18 protein-coding genes, 1 other RNA gene, 1 pseudogene and 1 riboswitch are annotated in these 18659 nt (G+C 45.5%); of the genes and pseudogenes, 9 read left to right on the top strand and 11 right to left on the bottom strand.

Annotated elements, in window-relative coordinates:
* Positions 1-42 precede the first annotated feature (42 nt).
* Complete coding sequence (locus ICN43_RS09920) at positions 43-1041, top strand: tripartite tricarboxylate transporter substrate binding protein (RefSeq protein WP_216199411.1); 999 nt, start codon at positions 43-45, stop codon at positions 1039-1041.
* A 34-nt stretch (positions 1042-1075) separates the two neighbouring features.
* Positions 1076-2599: a malonyl-CoA synthase gene (locus tag ICN43_RS09915; RefSeq protein ID WP_216199409.1), complete on the top strand. Its 1524-nt coding sequence runs from the start codon at positions 1076-1078 to the stop codon at positions 2597-2599.
* A gap of 19 nt (positions 2600-2618) precedes the next feature.
* Here ICN43_RS09915 and ICN43_RS09910 read toward each other — a convergent pair whose 3' ends face one another.
* From ICN43_RS09910 to ICN43_RS09875, 8 genes and pseudogenes are all read right to left on the bottom strand, one after another.
* Positions 2619-3437 carry a sulfite exporter TauE/SafE family protein gene (locus tag ICN43_RS09910; RefSeq protein WP_216199407.1) on the bottom strand — a complete coding sequence of 273 codons (819 nt, stop codon included), beginning with the start codon at positions 3435-3437 and terminating at the stop codon, positions 2619-2621.
* Positions 3438-3656, bottom strand: a non-coding RNA gene (ssrS, locus tag ICN43_RS09905) — 6S RNA.
* A 99-nt stretch (positions 3657-3755) separates the two neighbouring features.
* A pseudogene (locus tag ICN43_RS11275) lies at positions 3756-3980 on the bottom strand (cell division protein ZapA); the annotation flags it as partial.
* Positions 3961-4245 (bottom strand): hypothetical protein, encoded by a 285-nt coding sequence (locus tag ICN43_RS09895; RefSeq protein ID WP_216199405.1) that lies wholly within the window; start codon positions 4243-4245, stop codon positions 3961-3963. The gene ICN43_RS09895 and the pseudogene ICN43_RS11275, both read right to left, overlap by 20 nt.
* 51 nt (positions 4246-4296) lie before the next feature.
* The gene (locus ICN43_RS09890) at positions 4297-5058 is read right to left on the bottom strand and encodes an ABC transporter ATP-binding protein (protein WP_216199403.1); all 762 of its coding nucleotides are present in this window, start codon (positions 5056-5058) and stop codon (positions 4297-4299) included.
* Positions 5055-6032 carry an iron ABC transporter permease gene (locus ICN43_RS09885; protein ID WP_216199401.1) on the bottom strand — a complete coding sequence of 326 codons (978 nt, stop codon included), beginning with the start codon at positions 6030-6032 and terminating at the stop codon, positions 5055-5057. Before ICN43_RS09885 ends, ICN43_RS09890 begins: the two co-directional genes overlap by 4 nt.
* Positions 6032-6925: an ABC transporter substrate-binding protein gene (locus ICN43_RS09880; protein WP_216199399.1), complete on the bottom strand. Its 894-nt coding sequence runs from the start codon at positions 6923-6925 to the stop codon at positions 6032-6034. Before ICN43_RS09880 ends, ICN43_RS09885 begins: the two co-directional genes overlap by 1 nt.
* Positions 6926-6949: 24 nt before the next feature.
* Entirely contained in the window at positions 6950-8941 is a 1992-nt protein-coding gene (locus tag ICN43_RS09875; protein WP_216199397.1) for a TonB-dependent receptor, read from the bottom strand.
* 147 nt (positions 8942-9088) lie between these two features.
* Positions 9089-9304, bottom strand: a riboswitch (cobalamin riboswitch).
* 71 nt (positions 9305-9375) lie between these two features.
* Here ICN43_RS09875 and ICN43_RS09870 point away from each other — a divergent pair.
* The 7 genes from ICN43_RS09870 (at position 9376) to ICN43_RS09840 (ending at position 16633) form a co-directional block, all read left to right on the top strand.
* Positions 9376-9993, top strand: coding sequence for a Crp/Fnr family transcriptional regulator (locus ICN43_RS09870; RefSeq protein ID WP_216199395.1), 618 nt, complete (start codon positions 9376-9378; stop codon positions 9991-9993).
* Positions 9994-10201: 208 nt separating this feature from the next.
* On the top strand, positions 10202-11908 hold the full coding sequence (gene oxc, locus ICN43_RS09865) for an oxalyl-CoA decarboxylase (protein WP_216199393.1): 1707 nt from the start codon (positions 10202-10204) through the stop codon (positions 11906-11908).
* Between the two features lie 91 nt (positions 11909-11999).
* Positions 12000-13250 (top strand): formyl-CoA transferase, encoded by a 1251-nt coding sequence (gene frc / locus ICN43_RS09860; RefSeq protein ID WP_216199392.1) that lies wholly within the window; start codon positions 12000-12002, stop codon positions 13248-13250.
* A gap of 95 nt (positions 13251-13345) precedes the next feature.
* A complete protein-coding gene (locus tag ICN43_RS09855) occupies positions 13346-13768 on the top strand; it encodes a PAS domain-containing protein (protein WP_216199390.1) in 423 nt (140 codons plus the stop codon).
* 134 nt (positions 13769-13902) lie between these two features.
* Complete coding sequence (gene frc, locus ICN43_RS09850) at positions 13903-15150, top strand: formyl-CoA transferase (RefSeq protein WP_216199388.1); 1248 nt, start codon at positions 13903-13905, stop codon at positions 15148-15150.
* Position 15151: 1 nt separating this feature from the next.
* The gene (locus ICN43_RS09845) at positions 15152-16084 is read left to right on the top strand and encodes a methionyl-tRNA formyltransferase (RefSeq protein WP_216199386.1); all 933 of its coding nucleotides are present in this window, start codon (positions 15152-15154) and stop codon (positions 16082-16084) included.
* A gap of 60 nt (positions 16085-16144) precedes the next feature.
* A complete protein-coding gene (locus ICN43_RS09840; protein WP_216199385.1) occupies positions 16145-16633 on the top strand; it encodes a cupin domain-containing protein in 489 nt (162 codons plus the stop codon).
* A gap of 10 nt (positions 16634-16643) precedes the next feature.
* Here ICN43_RS09840 and panC read toward each other — a convergent pair whose 3' ends face one another.
* From panC to ICN43_RS09825, 3 genes are read right to left on the bottom strand one after another with little or no spacing between them, the layout of a single operon-like run.
* Positions 16644-17495, bottom strand: a complete 852-nt coding sequence (panC, locus tag ICN43_RS09835; protein WP_216199383.1) for a pantoate--beta-alanine ligase — start codon at positions 17493-17495, stop codon at positions 16644-16646.
* Positions 17492-18361: a ScpA family protein gene (locus ICN43_RS09830; protein ID WP_216199381.1), complete on the bottom strand. Its 870-nt coding sequence runs from the start codon at positions 18359-18361 to the stop codon at positions 17492-17494. Before ICN43_RS09830 ends, panC begins: the two co-directional genes overlap by 4 nt.
* Positions 18354-18542, bottom strand: a complete 189-nt coding sequence (locus ICN43_RS09825) for a DUF3460 family protein (protein ID WP_216199379.1) — start codon at positions 18540-18542, stop codon at positions 18354-18356. Before ICN43_RS09825 ends, ICN43_RS09830 begins: the two co-directional genes overlap by 8 nt.
* Between the last annotated feature and the right edge of the window lie 117 nt (positions 18543-18659).

Below are 18659 nucleotides of genomic sequence, written 5' to 3'. Positions count from 1 at the left end.
ATGAAACCAGCGCAATAGTTGGTAAAAATAAAGGAGACAACTATGTTTACCAAAACAAGCAGAAACTCTGCATTCCCATTAAATGCTTTGAAAAAAGCGCTTTTCTTAATTTGTGCCGCTCCTCTCGCTGTGATTGCTCAAGAGTGGCCAAATAAGCCCATTACTTTTGTCGTACCTTTTCCCGCAGGCGGGGGTACGGATGCTTTTGCTAGGCCACTGGCAGCTCAGCTTACTGAGCAACTGGGCAAGCAGTTCGTGATTGACAATCGCGGTGGTGCGGGTGGAACAGTTGGTGCATCAGTGGCTGCAAAAGCAGCCCCAGATGGCTATACCTGGTTTATCGGTGCAACACATCACACAATCGCGCCATCCATGTATAAAAATTTGGATTACGACATTGAGAAGAGTTTTGTACCAGTAGCAATGATTGCTAACGTGCCACAAGTTTTAGTAGTAAATCCACAAAAAGTGAGCGCTCGTAATGCCAAAGAATTTGTTGAGCTCATGAAGAAAAATCCTGGCAAATATAATTATGCTAGCGCAGGCAGTGGCACAGTCCATCACTTGGCGGGTGAGCTATTTAAGATTCAAACAGGTACATTCATAACTCACATCCCTTACCGTGGAGCTGGTCCAGCGATGAGCGACTTGTTAGCTGGTCAAGTTGACTTGGAATTTGATGGTTTAGCCACTTCTGCTGCGCAAATTAATGGAGGCAAGCTGGTAGCGATTGCTTTAGCATCTAATAAGCGCTCATCTGCTATCCCGAATGTACCTACATTCCAGGAGGCGGGCCTGCCTGACTACGTGGTATCGACTTGGTATTCTATGTTCGCTCCAGTTGGCACTCCTAAGCCAATAGTGGACAAGATGATTGTTGAAGTGCAAAAGGCCTTAAATACGCCTAAGCTAAAAGGCATTTGGGAGAAGAATGGTTCCGATACTCCTTCTCTGACTGGTGAGGCTTTTGGAAAGCAGGTACAGGCCGATGTTACGCGTTGGTCTGCAGTAGTGAAGAAGTCTGGCGCCTCCTTGGATTGATTCGCAGTTTTATTTGATTGGTTTTGAGGCTCTCATGAATTTATATTCTTTGTTGGAAAAAGGTTTTCCAAAAGATAAGCAAGCATGTGCACTAGAAACGCATGATGGACTGTATTACTCCTGGAGTGATCTGGAGCGCGCCACTGCCAAGATGGCTAACTTGCTTAAGAGCCTCAAATTACCCGCTGGATCACGAATTGCTGCTCAGGTTGAGAAATCGCCTGAAGCACTCTTTCTGTACTTGGCTACGATTAAGGCAGGCTATGTTTATTTACCTCTAAATACGGCTTACCAAGCAGCGGAGATTCAATACTTCCTGGAGAATGCTGAGCCTGCAGTCGTGGTGTGCAGTAGTAAAAATTTCTCTTGGGTATCGAAGGTGGCTTTTAAGGCGGGCACTAAACATGTGTTTACCTTGGATGAGGATCGTAAGGGTACTTTATTAGAGCGTGCTGCTGGTCAAAGTGATCAGTTCAAAACAGTTGCTGTGAATGATGATGATTTGGCTGCTATTTTGTATACCTCCGGCACAACTGGTCGTAGTAAAGGTGCAATGCTTACCCATAAGAATCTGGGTAGTAATGCGCAAGTACTGCAAAAGTTTTGGGGTTGGAAAAAAGGCGATGTTTTATTGCACGCACTCCCAATCTTTCATGTTCACGGTTTATTTGTGGCTGCACATGGCGCTTTGATTAACGGTAGCAAAATGATCTGGTTGCCTCGCTTGGATACATCCCAATTGATTCATCACATGCCGAATTCCACTGTGATGATGGGTGTACCAACTTTCTATGTGCGACTTCTTGCAGATAAAAACTTCAATCGGCATGTCACGCGTAATATGCGCTTATTTGTTTCTGGTTCAGCACCTTTGCTGACTGAAACATTTAATACCTTTAAAGAGGTAATTGGCCAGCCAATTCTTGAGCGTTACGGCATGAGTGAGACCGTGATGTTGGTGTCTAATCCTTACAAGGGGGATCGTGTAGGTGGATCAGTTGGCCTGCCCTTACCAGGAGTTAAGGTTCGTGTAGTCGATGAAAAAAATAAGCCCTGTGGTGTTGATGAAATCGGTGGTATTCAAGTGAAGGGCCCAAACATATTCAAGGGCTACTGGCGTATGCCAGAGAAAACCGCAGAAGAATTTACTGAAGATGCTTGGTTTAAGACTGGTGATGTCGGGCGTTGGGGTGGTGATGCCAATGGTGGTAAAGCCCCTAAGAACTACCTCTGTATCGTTGGCCGCAGTAAGGATCTGATTATTTCTGGTGGCTATAACGTATACCCAAAAGAAATCGAAAGTTTTATTGATGACATGGACGGCGTAGATGAGAGTGCTGTGATTGGTATTCCACATCCTGATTTTGGTGAAGCAGTAATGGCAGTGGTTGTACCAAAGGCGGGTGCTAAATTAGATGCGCAGGCGATGATCGCAACTCTCAAAACGCAAATTGCGAATTTCAAGATCCCAAAGCGTTTAGAAATTGTTTCTGACTTACCTCGTAATGCGATGGGCAAGGTGCAGAAGAATATTTTGCGTCAGCAATTCACTAGCTAAGAGCAGTAAGGATATCGTCTTAAAATCCAAATGCCTTGCGGCTCTCATTAAACATGAATACTGAGAGCATAAAGAGCATCACGCCAAAGATGCGCTTTAGCTGAGCTACATTGAGCTTTCTGGCCATTTTTGCGCCAAGCGGAGCGGTGAATATGCTGAGTGCCACAATACAAAGAACCGCTGGAACATAGACAAATCCCAATGAGCCTTCTGGTAGATTCGGGTTTCCCCAGCTTCCATACATGTAGCCAATCGTCGCTGCAGCTGCGATCGGAAATCCCAGGCCAGAAGAGGTGGCCATCGCCGTATGTGTTTTTACATTGCACCAAAGCATAAAAGGAACAGTAATAAATGCTCCGCCTGCGCCAACCAGGCTTGCCAGGACGCCCGCTAGGGCCCCGAATGAAAAAAGACCAACAGAGCCGGGCAACTCTCGTACAGCCGTAGGTTTTTTATTGATGATCATTTGGATCGAAGTATGAACAATAAAAATGGCGAAGAATAAAGATAGCCAAGATGTATTGATTGCTTCGAAAATCTCGCTACCGCCAATGAGACTACCAATGACTAAACCAGGACTAAGTGCTGCTACTAATTTCCAGTCTATGGAGTTGTGTTTGTGGTGTGCCCAGATAGCCGAAGTGGTGGTGAAGAGAATGGTTGCCATGCCAGTTGCAATAGCCATATGGACGATGACGCTCTGACTAAAGCCCAAATGATTGAACACCGCAATCATGAAAGGGACGAGAATCATCCCGCCTCCAATACCGAGGAGTCCTGCTAGGAAGCCTGATATGCTCCCACACAACATCAACATGACTATATCGGCTATTGGCATGAATTCCCCGCCTTAGCCGCTAGGCCGTCATCCTGAACCCTAGGGTTCAAGGTGGAACGGCTACTCTGCTTCGGGTGCATTAAGAAGTTCAGGGAGTGAACAGCGCGAAGCTGCCACTTTGAAGATTCGAAACGCTCACGCCCACAGTGTAAAGATCGTTCCTGATGCTTGCGCATCGGTTCAAGGAACTATTGGCCTTGGCGAACCAGGCAGGGAAAGGCTTTGCATTAGAGCGTCCACTTGATCTTCCAGGGTATGAATTTCGCTCTGGAGTCGAGCAATCTCTTCAGGATTGGTGTGGGATGAAGTGCTCTGCGCAGGAGTTTGTTGGGTTGCAGTTTGCAATTGAATGAGATCTCCGGCTATCTTGAGGGCAGCCATCATACTGGCGCGTTCAATACTGCGATTACCACCATTAATTGCTAATTGAATTTGCTCATCGACCAATGTGCAGGCTGCACGAAGTAATGGCTCATGTTCGGTACTCGTTGCTAATGTGATCTTTTGACCGGCGAGGGTTACTTCAATGCGTTGTTGGCTCATTGTCATCCTCTGGATTGGTTGGTGTTGCGGGCTCACCGAGCAAGTTCAATTGACGTCCATCACTTTGTTCTGGCAGACGACTCAAGATATGCTGAATCCGTTTTTGTGCATCATCAATTTTGGTTTCAAGCTGACTACGATCTTGATGTAACGCCTTAACGGCATCGGAGATCAGCCGAATTTTTTTGGAGAGCCTTTGCAACGATGCGGCTATCGGATCAGATTCAGCGGGGTCGCTTGGGACTTGAGGGGTGTACTCGGTCATGTGAGCATTGTAGCTCTAGGGAAATACTTTGTGAAATCCCTGATTTTGGGCTTAATTGGGCAAGGCGACCCAATCAGCCCCCAGCTTTTCTAGGCGAATGCGATTATTAAATAAGGCTATAAGGGCTTTATGAGTGTCGGGTTCTTGACTCCCCCCTTGAAAATACAGTTTGCCTTCATTCAGCATGACTACATGATCAGCTCGGAGTGCAAAATGAATTTCATGTAATACAGTCACCAAGGTTTTGCCCTGAGTCAGCAAATTATCTTGCCATTGCAAGAAATCGGCTTGATGAGGAGGGTCTAAGTTGGCGAGCGGTTCATCCATCAGGAGGATATTAGAGCCCACAGCAATAAGACGTGCTAGTAGCACTCTCTGACGTTCACCTCCTGATAGTTGCTGCAGAGGGCGTTGGCGCAAATGCCAAATGTCGGTCTGTTGTAAAACTTCCTCAACTACGATGTGATCGGTCTTGGAAGGTAGGCATAGCCATCCTTGGTGAGGGATACGCCCCAGCATCACGGTGTCATACACACTAAGAGAGTCGCCAAATTCTCCCGGCGTATTTGAGACTTGATCCAACCAGGCAATTTTCTTTGCAAGATCTTTTGGGGTAAATGATGCAATGTTGATCTCATCTACCGTGATGGATCCATTCCAGCGGAGTAGACCAGCCATTGCTTGCAATAGTGAGGATTTCCCCGCGCCATTAGGCCCAATAACGCTAGTCCATTTTCCTTGGGGAATATCTACATTGAGCTCAGAAAGAATGGTGCTGGGACCTCTAAATACATTGAGTTGACGGATTTTCATGGGCGCATCCCTGCATTGCTTCGTCTCAGTAAAACCAGTAGATATAGTCCGCCCAAGACCGCCGTCACAATCCCAACGGGAATTTCAATCGGCGCAAATATGGTGCGCGCAAGTAGATCCGAACTGAGTAAGAGGGATCCACCTGCCAGACAGGAAAGCACAAGTTGTTCTCGTTGCCGTCCACTACAAAGCCTTCTAATTAAGTGGGGAGCCGCCAGCCCAACAAAGGCGATCAAGCCTGTTTGTGCAACAGCACAGCCTGTTGCAAGTGCCAGAACGCCAATCAGTACAAGGCGCAATCGATCTAGTGCCAAACCTAGGGTACGGGCAGTATTTTCACCAAGAGATAAGGCATCGAGTACGGGACAGATGATGAGGGTAATAATTAGACAACATGCTAAAGCGCTGGCCATGATTGCTGCACCAGACCAACTCAGCAATGTGGTGTTGCCAAGCATGAAAGACTGAATGCTTTGAAATAAATCAGGGCGGATGAATGTAAATAATGAGTTTGCCGCACCTAGAATCACACTGATTACTACTCCAGATAAAAGAAGTCGCAAGGAGCTGCGATAGCCGCCCGCTAAAAGTAGAGAGGCGAATACTCCAAGCAGCGCCCCAAGAAAGGCGCCACCATTTAAGCCCAGAATATCTAGCCAAGAGTTTCCAAGATAAGCAAAGCAGAGAATGCTGCCAACCCCTAGTAGTGCGCCCGATGCGCTTCCCAGTAGATAGGGGTCAGCTAATGGATTGCGAAACAGGCTTTGGGCAATACCACCAGCAAGTCCCAATAAGGCACCTGCAAGATAGGCGCCCAATGATCGTGGTAGCCGAATATCGAATACAACAGCTTGATCAGATCCCGATAAGTTCCAGCTGCCCCCGGTACTTCCGAGTAATGTGCCAAGCAATACCAAGAGCAGACTTAGACCGAGCAACAAAGACAAGCTGACCAGAAAATGATTTTTTTTCATTATTTAGATGATGACATCTTCTCTTGAATGCATTGAGAAATAATTAAGGCTGCCTCACCCATTCGTGGGCCAGGACGAACGAGAACATCATTTTGGTTGCCGGTAAATACACAAATTCTATTTTTAGAAACAGCCGGAATGGACTTCCATCCTGGACGCTTCAGAATATCGGCCACCGTCGATTCGGTGAGGAGAATAACATCGGGCTTAGTCTGAACCACGAACTCAGGATTAATTTTGGGGAATGGTCCAAGTGTCTTTGGGATGATGTTGTCCAGATTCAATTGAGTCAAGATTTCTCCAATAAAAGAGGTGCTTCCTGCTGCAAATGGCGCAGGATTTACCTCAAAGTACACGCGGATACTTTCATCCTGAGTAGATAGCTGTTTATTGGCGCGCATGATTTCTTTTTCAATTTGATTCCAAACTCGAGCACTTTCAGAGCTGCCCAAGATAGCATCAAGTTTCTGCAGAGCTCTTTTCTCATCGTTCATAGACTTCACCTCTAAGGCAAAAGTTTTAATGCCCAATTGATTTAGGCGTGCAATGACAGGTGAGGCTCTTTCTAGTAGAACAACATCTGGTTTGAGTTGCACTATTCGTTCGATATTGATATCTCCCATTCCACCAAGCTTAGGCAATTCTTGAATTGCTTTTGGCCAGTTTGAGAAGCGATCTGCTCCAACTAAAGCGGCACATTTTCCAAGGGCACAGACAGATTCTGTAAGTGAGGGTAAAAGACTCACGATGCGTTGTGGCGGCTTATCAAAAGCCACCACAATGCCTCGGTCATCCGATACTGAGATAGACGCAGCAAAAACAGGAAAGGAAAATCCTAAAATCAATACAGCAACCCCGACAGCTAAATAGCGGGAGCGGTTCCAGGGCTGCATTCTTTTACGTTCTCTCTCTTAGGTTTAAAGACTATATTTTGCTGTTATGAAGTAGGTTGTTGGTGTCGTGGGGTAATAGTAGTAGCCACTGCTTGAGTTATATCCGCCCGTAGTTGCATAAGAATTTCCTCCGATGTTCTTAATCATGAATTTAGTGTCCCATGACTTGACTCTGTAGCTAGCGTAAATATCAGCAGCTACATAAGAAGGAATTTTTGCTAATGAATTTGTGATAGACGGGTCTGCATCGTAGTTTTGATTACCAACGTAATTCACTACAGCTCCAGCACTCCACGAACTATTAAACATATATTGTGCGCGAGCATTTAATAGTAAGTCTGGAGCTAAGCCAACGCCAACCCCGGATATTGATCCAGTCGTGTAAGTAGATCTTTGTATTTTTCCGCCACCAGCAATAGTTAAATTTTTGGTGATATTGCTTGAGGAGTCAAAAAGGAAGCCAGTGCGATTAATATTCCCGGCAGTATTGATGTTGCTGCCAGAAGATGGATCGTAGCGAATTTCATTTTGAGTAATTGATTGAAATACAAGCGCTGAAAGATGGGCTTGACGGAGATTCCAATCTCCTCCGGCTGAGTATGTTTGTGAGATCTGCGGCTTTAAGATGCCATTGAAAACAGGGGTGTAAGTGTTTGGATCAAATCCCCAGAATTCATCAGTATTTGGGAATCGATAAGACTGATCCCATTTAATAAATATTTTTTGCCCTGCTTGATAGTTGTAGTTAAAAGCGACATCTCCAGCGTTAGCAGAGTACTTTTGATTTGCGCTAATAGTTGATCCGCTGGAGAGATCATTTGCCCTTGCATTTTGTGCTTGATGTCTAAAGCCCCCGCTAGCCTCTAATCCATCAACTACCTTTACCGGAATTCGGGATACGAGATATGCGGATTGATTGAGGATGCTGACGTTTTGTTGGAGGCTTGTGTTTCCAAAAGTGGATCCAGAAGAGCTACTTTGAGAGGCTTGATTAAAGTCATAACCTATCACTGTGCTTCCCCAATCCCCAAAATTCGCTTTGATCTTTGGTGCAACTGCAAGCTGCCAGTTAGGATATAGAACGTAGTAAGGATAGGCAGGGATGTTGGAGCTGGTATTTTTATTGGAATACGTTCCATCAATGTCAAACGTGAGACGATCATCAATTGCCTTGATAAAGCCAGCTCTGATTCCGGAATTATCGGTAGTGATTGATGAGCCAATGAATGTTGGCCTGGCTGACTGTGAGTTACCTCTTCCCGCCTGACCAAGTACAGCCCCCGGAGTTTGAGAGTTAGAGTGGTTAAAGAATATGTCAGCGTAAACCTGATCAATTCCGCCTAATGATTGCGTTACTTTGCCGTCAAATGAGTAGGCATTTGCTGCAGAGTTTTGTCTCCAGCCATCCGTGTTCGAGCTATTGGCTGTTAGTTGAATTGTTGTGTCATTTATTTTGTTGCGCAAAATTGCATTACCAATGACAGTGTTATAGCTTCCGTATGTAACTGATGCCTGATTGAGGTTTTTTACGCCACCATTGGTGATGATGTTAATTACCCCACCTACAGCCCCATTTCCGTACTGCACGCTTGCGCCACCTTGCAGGACCTCAATGCGTTCGATGGAGTCGATGGGTATAGATTCCCAGTTAATAGTGCCTAAATCAATCGGGTTTAGTCGTTGACCATCAACCAGAACCAGGGTGTTGCTATTTGCGCTAGCCCCATAGCCACCCATATCAATAGTGGCATCCAGATTTAAGGGGTTGCCACTAGAGCTTTTTACGTTTAAGCCCCCAATTTGAGAGAGCACCTCTGGAATATTGTTTGAACTTGAATTTGCAATTTCATCTCGCGTAATGACTTTTACGTTTGCCGGAACCTCATTGAGGTTTTCTTGAAAACGTGAGCCAGAGACAATGACTGTCGATGGAGAGTTTTGTGCTGCTGCGTTAAAAGATGTGACTGCGCCGCAAAGTAGGGCGACAAGAGTTTTACTGCTGAACTGCTGTTTCATGATGAACCTTCTGCCTTCGAATCACCTAGCTCACTTCCCCGTAAGCTGGGTCGAACAGAATTTCACATTGTGAGAGCTCACGCGTCAATTGGACATCCTGCCGGCTTGGCTGGAGATGCTTCATCGGCGCGCGAAGGTCCCCGTCCGCAAAATTCCACCTGTCTTGGCCGGTATCCGGGCTAGTAAATCTCAGAATCTGGCCTTCCCATGCTATTGACGCGCACAGTGGCTTATTCAGATTCCTGACACCTTTACCTTAAAGTTAGGGCGCATTTACTTACCGTTGCGGGGGCAGCACACGTTTAGTGTTTCCCGTTTAACTTTATTGCACTGCAATAAAGCACCACGACCCCTCAATTATATCCTATCGGTAGGGCTTAAACCGTTTGGAATGACAAAAAAGCCTACAATGCTCTTTCTAGGAGTAAAGATTCATGACGGTATTAGATAAGCACCCCGAAAAAAACCTGATTCGCTTGCAGCTAAGCCAAAACTCGGTCTTAAAAAGTTTGGATGCTGAAGCGATGGCCGATTTAGAGCGCAATTTAGTCATCTCGGACCTGAAGAAATCAGAAATCTTGCTTCATCAGGGTGATCATCAGATGGAGCAGTACTTTGTGCTTGATGGAATTTTGAAGCGCATTGTTTCAAGCGCGGATGCAAAAGAGATGATTCTTCGTTTTGCCATCGAAAAAGATATCGAAACGAGTTATGCGGCTTGGCGCCTTAAGACGGCAGCTCCTTATAGTATTGCCTCGGTGACCAAGGCTCGAGTGGCCCGCATGCCCCTGAAGAAATGGGCTGAATTCTTGGAGGTCCACAAACCCCTCAAAGAAAGCTTTGAGTTTGAAGTCATGCGCTTGATGAGTGAGATCATGGCTCATACCATTACGCTGCATATGCTGGACGCACCAGGTCGTGTGGAGCGCTTTTTACGCAAATATGAAGATTTATTTGAGCTTCTTCCCAAAAAAGAGCTTGCCGCCTACCTCAACCTCTCCCCGGAGACTTTGAGTCGCCTCAAAACAAAGCATAAAGAGCTCTTCGCATAGCCGGTCTCAGTTATTTCTAGAATTTAGGGGAAATTGACCGAAGTCAATGATGAACCCCATCCCCAAGCCTAATATGCATACCAGCCTTAACGGGAATATTGATAGTTACCCGTGGCAATACTAATAACTTAATTGGAGACAGTTGGCGCAAGCTAAATTGCACCGAACAAGCTGTGTGTTCGGGCGGTGTAATTAACTATAAATTTCTATGACAACAGACAATCAAAATACCCAAGTCACTGATGGATTTCATCTTGTCATTGACGCCTTAAAAGCAAATGACCTAGATACTATTTTTGGTCTGGTTGGTATTCCCATTACCGACTTGTGCCGTTTAGCGCAAGCAGAAGGGTTGCGCTTTATTGGTTTCCGTCATGAGCAGCACGCTGGTAACGCTGCAGCAATTGCGGGTTACATGACACAAAAGCCTGGTATCTGTATGACTGTTTCAGCACCAGGTTTCTTGAACGGCTTAACAGCATTGGCAAATGCTACTGTGAACTGTTTCCCAATGATTTTGATTTCCGGCTCAAGCGAGCGTGAAATTGTTGACTTGCAACAGGGTGATTACGAAGAGATGGATCAGCTCAATGCTGCTAAGCCATATTGCAAAGCGGCATATCGTATCAACCATATTGAAGACATTGGCATTGGTTTTGCGCGTGCCATTCGTGCAGCTGTTTCTGGTCGTCCAGGCGGTGTGTACTTGGACTTACCTGCACAACTCTTGGCTCAAACAATGCCAGTTGAAGAGGCTAAGAAATCTATCTTCAAGGTAATCGATCCAGTGCCACGTCAAATCCCTGCTGCTGATGCAGTGGAGCGTGCATTGAATGTGTTAAAGGGTGCTAAGCGCCCATTAATTTTGTTGGGTAAAGGCGCGGCTTACGCTCAAGCCGATGCTGATATTCGTGCATTGATTGAAAAGTCTGGTATCCCTTACTTGCCAATGTCAATGGCAAAAGGTCTATTGCCAGATAACCATCCACAATCTGCTTCTGCAGCTCGTTCATTTGTATTGGCTGAGGCGGATGCTGTGATGTTAGTTGGCGCTCGCTTGAACTGGTTGTTAGCTCACGGTAAGGGTAAGACATGGGGCAAAGATCCTAAGAAATTTATCCAAATTGATATTCAAGCGAATGAAGTGGATAGCAACGTACAAATCGATGCGCCATTAATCGGTGATATTGGTTCCTGTGTTGGTGAACTCTTGAAGGGTATTGCAGCAGTTCCAAAACCAGCTGCTGAGTGGATCGCTGCGATCAACGAGAAGAAGGATAAGAACTTGGCAAAGATGGCTGAAACATTGGCCAAAGAAGCTTCACCAATGAACTTCCATGGTGCATTGCGCGCTATTCGTGATGTGATCAAGAAGAACCCGGATGTGAACTTGGTTAACGAAGGTGCAAATACACTTGACTATTGCCGTGCAATCGTTGATATGTATAAGCCACGTAAACGTTTTGACTCTGGCACTTGGGGCATTATGGGTATTGGCATGGGTTACGCCATTGGTGCTGCTGTAACGAGTGGCCTACCAACAGTAGCTGTTGAAGGCGACAGTGCATTTGGCTTTAGCGGTATGGAATTAGAAACCATTTGTCGTTATAACCTGCCAATTACTACAGTTGTGTTTAACAACAACGGTGTCTACCGTGGTACTGACGTGAACCCTACTGGCGGCGCAGATGTTGCCCCAACAGTATTCGTGAAAAATGCTCGTTACGACAAAATGATCGAGGCATTTGGTGGTGTTGGTTATTACGTTACTACCCCTGCAGAGTTAGAGGCTGCATTGACTAAAGCAATTGCTGAAGGCAAGCCAGCCTTAATTAATGCGGTAATTGACGAGACAGCTGGTACGGAGAGTGGGCGCTTGACTAACTTGAATCCATCCACTGCTGGTAAGAAGTAAAGCTTAGGTAATAAATACATAGGTAATAAATACGTAATTTTTTAAGAGTAAATTTAGTAATAAATACGAAATACTTTAAGGAGAAGTAAACATGACTAAACCATTAGACGGTATTCGCATCATCGATTTCACACACGTGCAAGCTGGCCCTGCATGCACTCAGTTATTGGCTTGGTACGGTGCTGACGTGATTAAAGTTGAGCGTCCAGGCTCTGGTGACGTAACTCGTAGCCAGTTACGTGACATTCCAGGTGCAGATGCTTTGTATTTCACGATGTTGAACGGTAATAAGCGTTCTTTGACCTTAGATACTAAGACTCAAGAAGGTAAAGAAGTTTTAGAGAAGATGATCAAGACTTCTGACGTCATGGTTGAGAACTTTGGTCCAGGCGCTCTGGATCGTATGGGTTTTAGCTGGGCGCGTATTCAGGAATTGAATCCAAAGATGATTATGGCTTCTGTAAAAGGATTTAGCGATGGCCATTCATACGAAGACTTAAAGGTATACGAGAACGTTGCTCAATGTGCTGGTGGTGCTGCTTCTACAACTGGTTTCTGGGATGGTCCTCCAACAGTTTCAGCTGCTGCTTTGGGCGATAGCAATACTGGTATGCACTTGGCCATTGGTATTTTGACTGCATTAATGCAGCGTCAAAAAACTGGCAAAGGTCAAAAAGTATCTTGCTCAATGCAAGATGCTGTATTGAACTTATGCCGCGTTAAATTACGTGATCAACAGCGTTTGGATAAAGTTGGTTACCTCGAAGAGTACCCACAGTACCCACACGGTACCTTCTCTGACGTAGTTCCACGTGGCGGTAACGCTGGTGGTGGTGGTCAGCCAGGCTGGGTGTTGAAGTGTAAGGGTTGGGAAACAGATCCAAACGCATACATCTATTTCACTATTCAAGGTCATGCTTGGGAGCCAATTACTAAAGCTCTGGGCAAGCCAGAATGGGCGACTGACCCAGCTTACATGACTGCAGAAGCGCGTCAAGATAAGATTTTTGATATCTTTGCAACGATTGAAGAGTGGCTCAAGGACAAGACTAAGTACGAAGCTGTTGACATTCTCCGTAAATTTGACATTCCTTGTGCACCAGTTCTCTCGATGAAAGAATTGGCTGCCTCTCCTGATCTGCGTAAGAGCGGTTCAATCGTTGAAGTGGATCACAAGGTTCGTGGTAAGTATTTAACAATCGGTAGTCCAATCAAGTTCTCTGATTTGGAAATCGAAGTGAAGCCATCTCCAGTATTGGGTGAGCACACTGATGAAGTGTTGTCTGACCTTGGTTACAGCGCCGATGACATTACTAAGTTGCATGCAGCAAAAGCGGTTTAATAACAATAAGCACTATTTGTTTTAGCTTCAAAGGCGCTCCTAGTGAGCGCCTTTTTTATTAACCTAGATGAACTTAAAGTCTTTAGACTGATGGTATGAAAACAACCGTAGATTTACCCCAATTAATCGACTGTATTGGTGATGCCGTCATTGTTGTCGATGCCCATGAAAAGATTGTTCTTTGGAATCCTGCGGCAACCCGAATCTTTGGCTACTCTGAGGAGGAGGCGCTGGGCAACACCTTGGATTTGATCGTTCCTGAACGGCAGCGTCAAAGACATAATGAGGGTTGCAGGAAGTCAATGGAGACGGGTACCACGCGCTACGGCACTTCCTTACTTAAAGTACCAGCCAAACATCAAGATGGTCGCACCTTATCGATCGCCTTTACCGTAGGTATGTTGTTTGATGAAAAGCATCAAGCTAATGGCGTAGTGGCGGTAATTCGGGATGAAACTGAGCGTTTTACTGAAGAAAGGGCTCTCAAAAAACGTCTTTCTGAGCTTGAAGCTCGTTAAATTTCAGGTCAGATAGGGAATCTGAAGTATTCAGAGCGGGTGTGCCCAAAAAACAGGCATCTCATATCGCACCACAATCGGTCGCTGGTAAAATCGAAGTAATTCAAAATTTCAATCTTATTAGGACTTAAATCATGGCAAAAGCATTAGAAGGGGTGAAAATCCTCGACTTTACGCACGTTCAATCTGGCCCTACTTGTACTCAGCTGCTCGCTTGGTTCGGTGCAGACGTAATCAAAGTGGAGAAATCTGGTGAGGGTGATGCAACTCGTGGTCAATTACGCGATATCCCAGATGCTGATAGCTTGTATTTCACGATGTTGAATCACAACAAGCGCTCAATTACGGTCAATACCAAAACACCTCGTGGCAAAGAAATTCTAGAGCGTCTTATTAAGGAATGTGACGTATTGGTTGAGAACTTTGCACCTGGCGCATTGGATCGCATGGGTTTTTCTTGGGAGCGCATTCAAGAATTGAATCCCATGATGATCATGGCCTCAGTAAAAGGTTTTGGTCCAGGTCCTTATGAAGATTGCAAGGTTTATGAAAACGTAGCACAGTGCGCTGGTGGTTCGGCATCGACTACTGGTTTTGATGATGGCCCTCCCATGGTGACTGGCGCTCAAATTGGAGATAGTGGCACTGGCCTACATTTGGCATTGGGAATTGTGACAGCGCTGTATCAGCGTACGCACTCTGGTCGCGGCCAAAAAGTATTGGCTGCCATGCAAGATGCCGTGTTGAATTTATGTCGAGTGAAGTTGCGTGATCAGCAACGCTTAGAGCGTGTTGGTTTGATGCAGGAGTATCCACAATATCCTAATGGCGAGTTTGGTGACTCTGTACCCCGTGCTGGTAATGCTTCTGGCGGCGGTCAGCCTGGTTGGATTGTGAAATGTAAGGGCTGGGAAACAGACCCAAACTCTTACATGTATGTCATCGTGCAAGCTCCAGTTTGGGAAGCCATTTGTAAGGTAATCGGTCGTGAAGATTGGATTACTGATGTGCGTTTTGCATCACCGATGGCTCGCTTGCCGCACCTGATGGAAATTTTTGGTGAGATTGAAAAGTGGACCATGACTAAGACAAAGTTTGAAGTCATGGATATTCTGAATAAATACGATATTCCTTGTGGCCCAATTTTGTCGATGAAAGAAATCGCTGAAGAACCTGCACTACGTGCCACTGGCACTGTGGTTGAAGTGGATCATCCGATTCGTGGCAAGTATCTCACGGTTGGTAATCCAATTAAGATGTCTGATAGCCCAACCGATGTAACTCGCTCACCATTGTTGGGTGAGCACACTGATGAGATTCTTACCGAATTGGGTTACTCAACTGATGAATTGATTAGCCTTCGTCACGATAAGGTGATCTAAGATGCGTGTTGCTCTAATCGGGAGTGCGGATTTTGGTAAGGCTGCATTAGAGGCCTTTTTAGATCGCGGTGACGAAGTGGTTGCTGTTTTCTGTCCACCCGACAATCCCAAGTCAACTAAGCCTGAAGTGCTTAAAGAAGCGGCTATTGCAAGAGGCTTAACCCCCTTGCAATTTGCCTCACTCAAGGGTTCTGAGGCAGCGCAAGCAATGATTGATGCTAATGCAGATATTTGCGTAATGGCATATGTTCTGCAGTTTGTGCCGCAAGAACTCTGCAAAATTCCAAAGCATGGAACCATTCAATATCATCCTTCGCTTCTACCGAAGTACCGTGGCCCTAGCGCTATTAATTGGGCAATCGCTTTAGGTGAAGAAAAAACAGGTCTTACCATCTTCCGCCCATCTGATGGTTTGGATGAGGGTGAGGTGATATTGCAAAAAGAGGTTGCGATTGGACCAGATGACACTTTAGGTAAAGTCTACTTCGATCATTTATTTCCTGTGGGTGTAAAAGCCTTGCTGGAAGCAGCTGACTTAGTGGTCGCCGGCAAGTATCAAGAAATATTGCAAGACGAATCACAAGCCAATTACGAAGGCTGGTTTGGTGTAGATGCGGCACAGATTCATTGGGCAACACACATCACTCAAATTTATAACTTGATTCGTGCATGCAATCCTGCACCTGGAGCTTGGACTAAATTTGGCGAGCACAAGGTACAGATCTATGACTGTCATAAGCACGTAGTAGCGACATTTGGTGCCGTTAAAGGTAAGCCAGGTGAAATCACTCAAATTACTTTGGACTCATTCTTTGTTGCCTGTCATGGTGGGCAAATTGAGGTCCTCAAAGCTAAAGGGGTAGCTGGCAAAGTATCCGGTGCTGAACTCGCTAAAGAGTTAAATCTAGAGGTGGGGCAGTTCTTTACACTCTAATTAACTTGCTTAATGTGGAATAAAGCCATGCTATGGCCAGCATTTAAAAGTTGGGTATGTATGCAAACAATCGATTCTCTTGTTAATGACCTTAAGCTTCTTCCTCATCCTGAAGGTGGCTTTTATAGGGAAATGTATCGATCACCAACCATTGTTAATTCTGATGGCTTAGTGCAAAAGAGTGCTTACACCAGTATTTACTATCTCCTATCGGGCGATGACTTTTCCTCTTGGCACCGGATCAAGTCAGATGAGACTTGGTACTTTCATAGTGGCGGCGATGTAACCATTTATTTTTTTGATGAAAATAAGGCGCTACAAACCATTCAATTAGGGTTGGATTCAAAATGCTTGCAGGCCACTATTCCTGCCAATACATGGTTTGCTGCTAAGCCATTAAGTCAAAACTCATTCTGTCTGGTAAGTTGTGCAGTTGCACCCGGCTTTGAATTTACCGATTTTGAAATCGGTCAGCGGAATAGTTTATTAAATGAGTTTGGCAGATCGCTAGATGGCGTTAAAGCAATTGAGGGTCTTACAAGGGTTTGATAATCCTCGACTATATTTCGAGGTTATCAATCAAACGTGTTTTGCCAAGCTTAGCCGCAGTCAGGATGACGAGTGGCTCACCCGCTTGCAACTGTTCATTGGACGCTGGCGCTAAATCACTTTGCTGACGAATAGCAATGTAATCAGGCAACCAGCCACGTTTCGCCAATGAGGCGACGGCTGCTTTTTCAATTTCGGAGATAGATTGAGTATTACGGTCTTTCAATTGCAGGACGCGATCGCGAGCCTCTTTGAGCGCCTTCATTAACTCGGGTGCTTCAGCACGCTCTTCGGTAGAGAGATAGCCATTGCGAGAGGAGAGGGCTAGGCCATCTTCGGCACGAATCGTTTCTCCTGGAATGATGTCAACTGGCAAAGCAAACTGTTTCGCCATTTGGCGAATGATCATCAACTGTTGGTAATCTTTTTTTCCAAACACGGCTACTTTGGGTTGCACGCACGAGAGTAACTTGAGTACGACAGTGCAAACCCCTTTGAAGAAGCCAGGGCGGAACTCGCCTTCAAGAATGTCGCCTAGTTGCTGTGGTGGATCTACGCGGTATTCCTGGGGTTGAGGATAGAGATCACGCTCAGTTGGCGCAAACAAGATGTACACACCTTCTTTTTCTAGCTTATCAATATCGGCCTGCATAGTACGTGGGTAGCTATCAAAGTCTTCGTTTGGACCAAATTGCAGGCGGTTAACAAAGATGCTGGCTACTACTGGATCACCATGTTGTCTAGCAAGGCGCATGAGAGATAAGTGACCCTCATGGAGGTTACCCATGGTTGGCACAAAGGAAGCGCGATTTTGTCCGCGCAAGTGATCGCGTAACTCCTGTATATCGCTAATAATTTTCATGCAACAGGGGTGTAGGCGAGTCGAACGTAAATTGGAGCATATGGCTCAGCTTGGGTAATTTCAACTAAGGCTTCACGAGAGAGTTCTAGCATCGCAATGAAATTCACGATGACTACTGGTATTCCTTTGCCAGACTTAATGGCTTCTTCAAATAACTCACCGAACTCTACGAATTTAGTGCTTTGCAAGCGACGCAAAATTCGGGTCATGAAGTCACGCACAGATAGCTCTTCGCGAGTAATCGTGTGGTGTTGGTTCAGTTTTGCGCGGTGGAGCACATCACGCCATGCCATTTGCAAGTCATCTTGATTAACATCTGGCCAAGTTACTGCAACAGTTGTATCAACGTAGCCATGAGCAATTTGGAAGTCACGTCCTTGTTGGGGAATCTGATCAAGTTCTTGTGCTGCCAATTTCATGCGCTCGTACTCTAAGAGACGGCGAACGAGTTCTGCGCGTGGATCTTCAACATCTTCATCGCTATCAGCCTTCTTCATTGGTAACAGCATGCGAGATTTAATCTCGATCAACATTGCTGCCATGAGAAGATATTCTGCAGCAAGCTCTAGGTTGTGATGGCGGATTTGATCAATGTAGCTCAGGTACTGTTGAGTCACCTGCGCCATTGGAATATCGAGTACATTGAAATTCTGTTTACGAATCAGGTAAAGCAGAAGATCAAGGGGGCCTTCAAATGCCTCTAGAAAAACTTCTAGCGCATCAGGCGGAATATATAGATCTGTAGGGAGTTTAAATAGCGGCTCACCATATAACTTAGCAAATGCAGACGACATTCCATCGGTAACCGATGGGGTGCTATCTAATAACTCAGATTGAGCGCCTGGCTCAGCTCCTAGCTCAGTCATTCGAATAGACGTAAGCACGCTGCTTCAATTTTGCAGCTTTAGCTCGTCGCTGATCTTCGGTGCTCAGAGGCTCTTTATCCCAAAGGAGTGCCCGACCCGCCTGCTGGCCTGCTTCAATATCCGGTTTCTCGGATTTGAGTTCATTTAAGAACTGGGTGAATTCCGATGTATATCTAGCCATCATATTTCCTAAAATTCTCAATTAATTCAATAACTTACATAAATTACAGCGCAGCAACATTCTGCTTAGGTCATTATTATTAACGATTTTTCCTACAAACCAGCCGACTTTTTGGCT

The organism is Polynucleobacter sp. UK-Mo-2m-Kol15, assembly GCF_018881505.1.
Lineage (GTDB): Bacteria > Pseudomonadota > Gammaproteobacteria > Burkholderiales > Burkholderiaceae > Polynucleobacter.
This window is presented reverse-complemented; position numbering and strand designations above follow the sequence as displayed.

Coding starts and splice junctions, on each gene's coding strand:
- ICN43_RS09845 (WP_216199386.1), top strand. CDS start 15,152: ATGCGTGTTGCTCTAATCGGGAGTGCGGATTTTGGTAAGGCTGCATTA.
- ICN43_RS09870 (WP_216199395.1), top strand. CDS start 9,376: ATGACGGTATTAGATAAGCACCCCGAAAAAAACCTGATTCGCTTGCAG.
- frc (WP_216199388.1), top strand. CDS start 13,903: ATGGCAAAAGCATTAGAAGGGGTGAAAATCCTCGACTTTACGCACGTT.
- ICN43_RS09840 (WP_216199385.1), top strand. CDS start 16,145: ATGCAAACAATCGATTCTCTTGTTAATGACCTTAAGCTTCTTCCTCAT.
- ICN43_RS09825 (WP_216199379.1), bottom strand. CDS start 18,542: ATGGCTAGATATACATCGGAATTCACCCAGTTCTTAAATGAACTCAAA.
- ICN43_RS09895 (WP_216199405.1), bottom strand. CDS start 4,245: ATGACCGAGTACACCCCTCAAGTCCCAAGCGACCCCGCTGAATCTGAT.
- ICN43_RS09880 (WP_216199399.1), bottom strand. CDS start 6,925: ATGCAGCCCTGGAACCGCTCCCGCTATTTAGCTGTCGGGGTTGCTGTA.
- ICN43_RS09915 (WP_216199409.1), top strand. CDS start 1,076: ATGAATTTATATTCTTTGTTGGAAAAAGGTTTTCCAAAAGATAAGCAA.
- ICN43_RS09855 (WP_216199390.1), top strand. CDS start 13,346: ATGAAAACAACCGTAGATTTACCCCAATTAATCGACTGTATTGGTGAT.
- ICN43_RS09885 (WP_216199401.1), bottom strand. CDS start 6,032: ATGAAAAAAAATCATTTTCTGGTCAGCTTGTCTTTGTTGCTCGGTCTA.
- ICN43_RS09910 (WP_216199407.1), bottom strand. CDS start 3,437: ATGCCAATAGCCGATATAGTCATGTTGATGTTGTGTGGGAGCATATCA.
- panC (WP_216199383.1), bottom strand. CDS start 17,495: ATGAAAATTATTAGCGATATACAGGAGTTACGCGATCACTTGCGCGGA.
- ICN43_RS09920 (WP_216199411.1), top strand. CDS start 43: ATGTTTACCAAAACAAGCAGAAACTCTGCATTCCCATTAAATGCTTTG.
- ICN43_RS09890 (WP_216199403.1), bottom strand. CDS start 5,058: ATGAAAATCCGTCAACTCAATGTATTTAGAGGTCCCAGCACCATTCTT.
- oxc (WP_216199393.1), top strand. CDS start 10,202: ATGACAACAGACAATCAAAATACCCAAGTCACTGATGGATTTCATCTT.
- ICN43_RS09875 (WP_216199397.1), bottom strand. CDS start 8,941: ATGAAACAGCAGTTCAGCAGTAAAACTCTTGTCGCCCTACTTTGCGGC.
- frc (WP_216199392.1), top strand. CDS start 12,000: ATGACTAAACCATTAGACGGTATTCGCATCATCGATTTCACACACGTG.
- ICN43_RS09830 (WP_216199381.1), bottom strand. CDS start 18,361: ATGACTGAGCTAGGAGCTGAGCCAGGCGCTCAATCTGAGTTATTAGAT.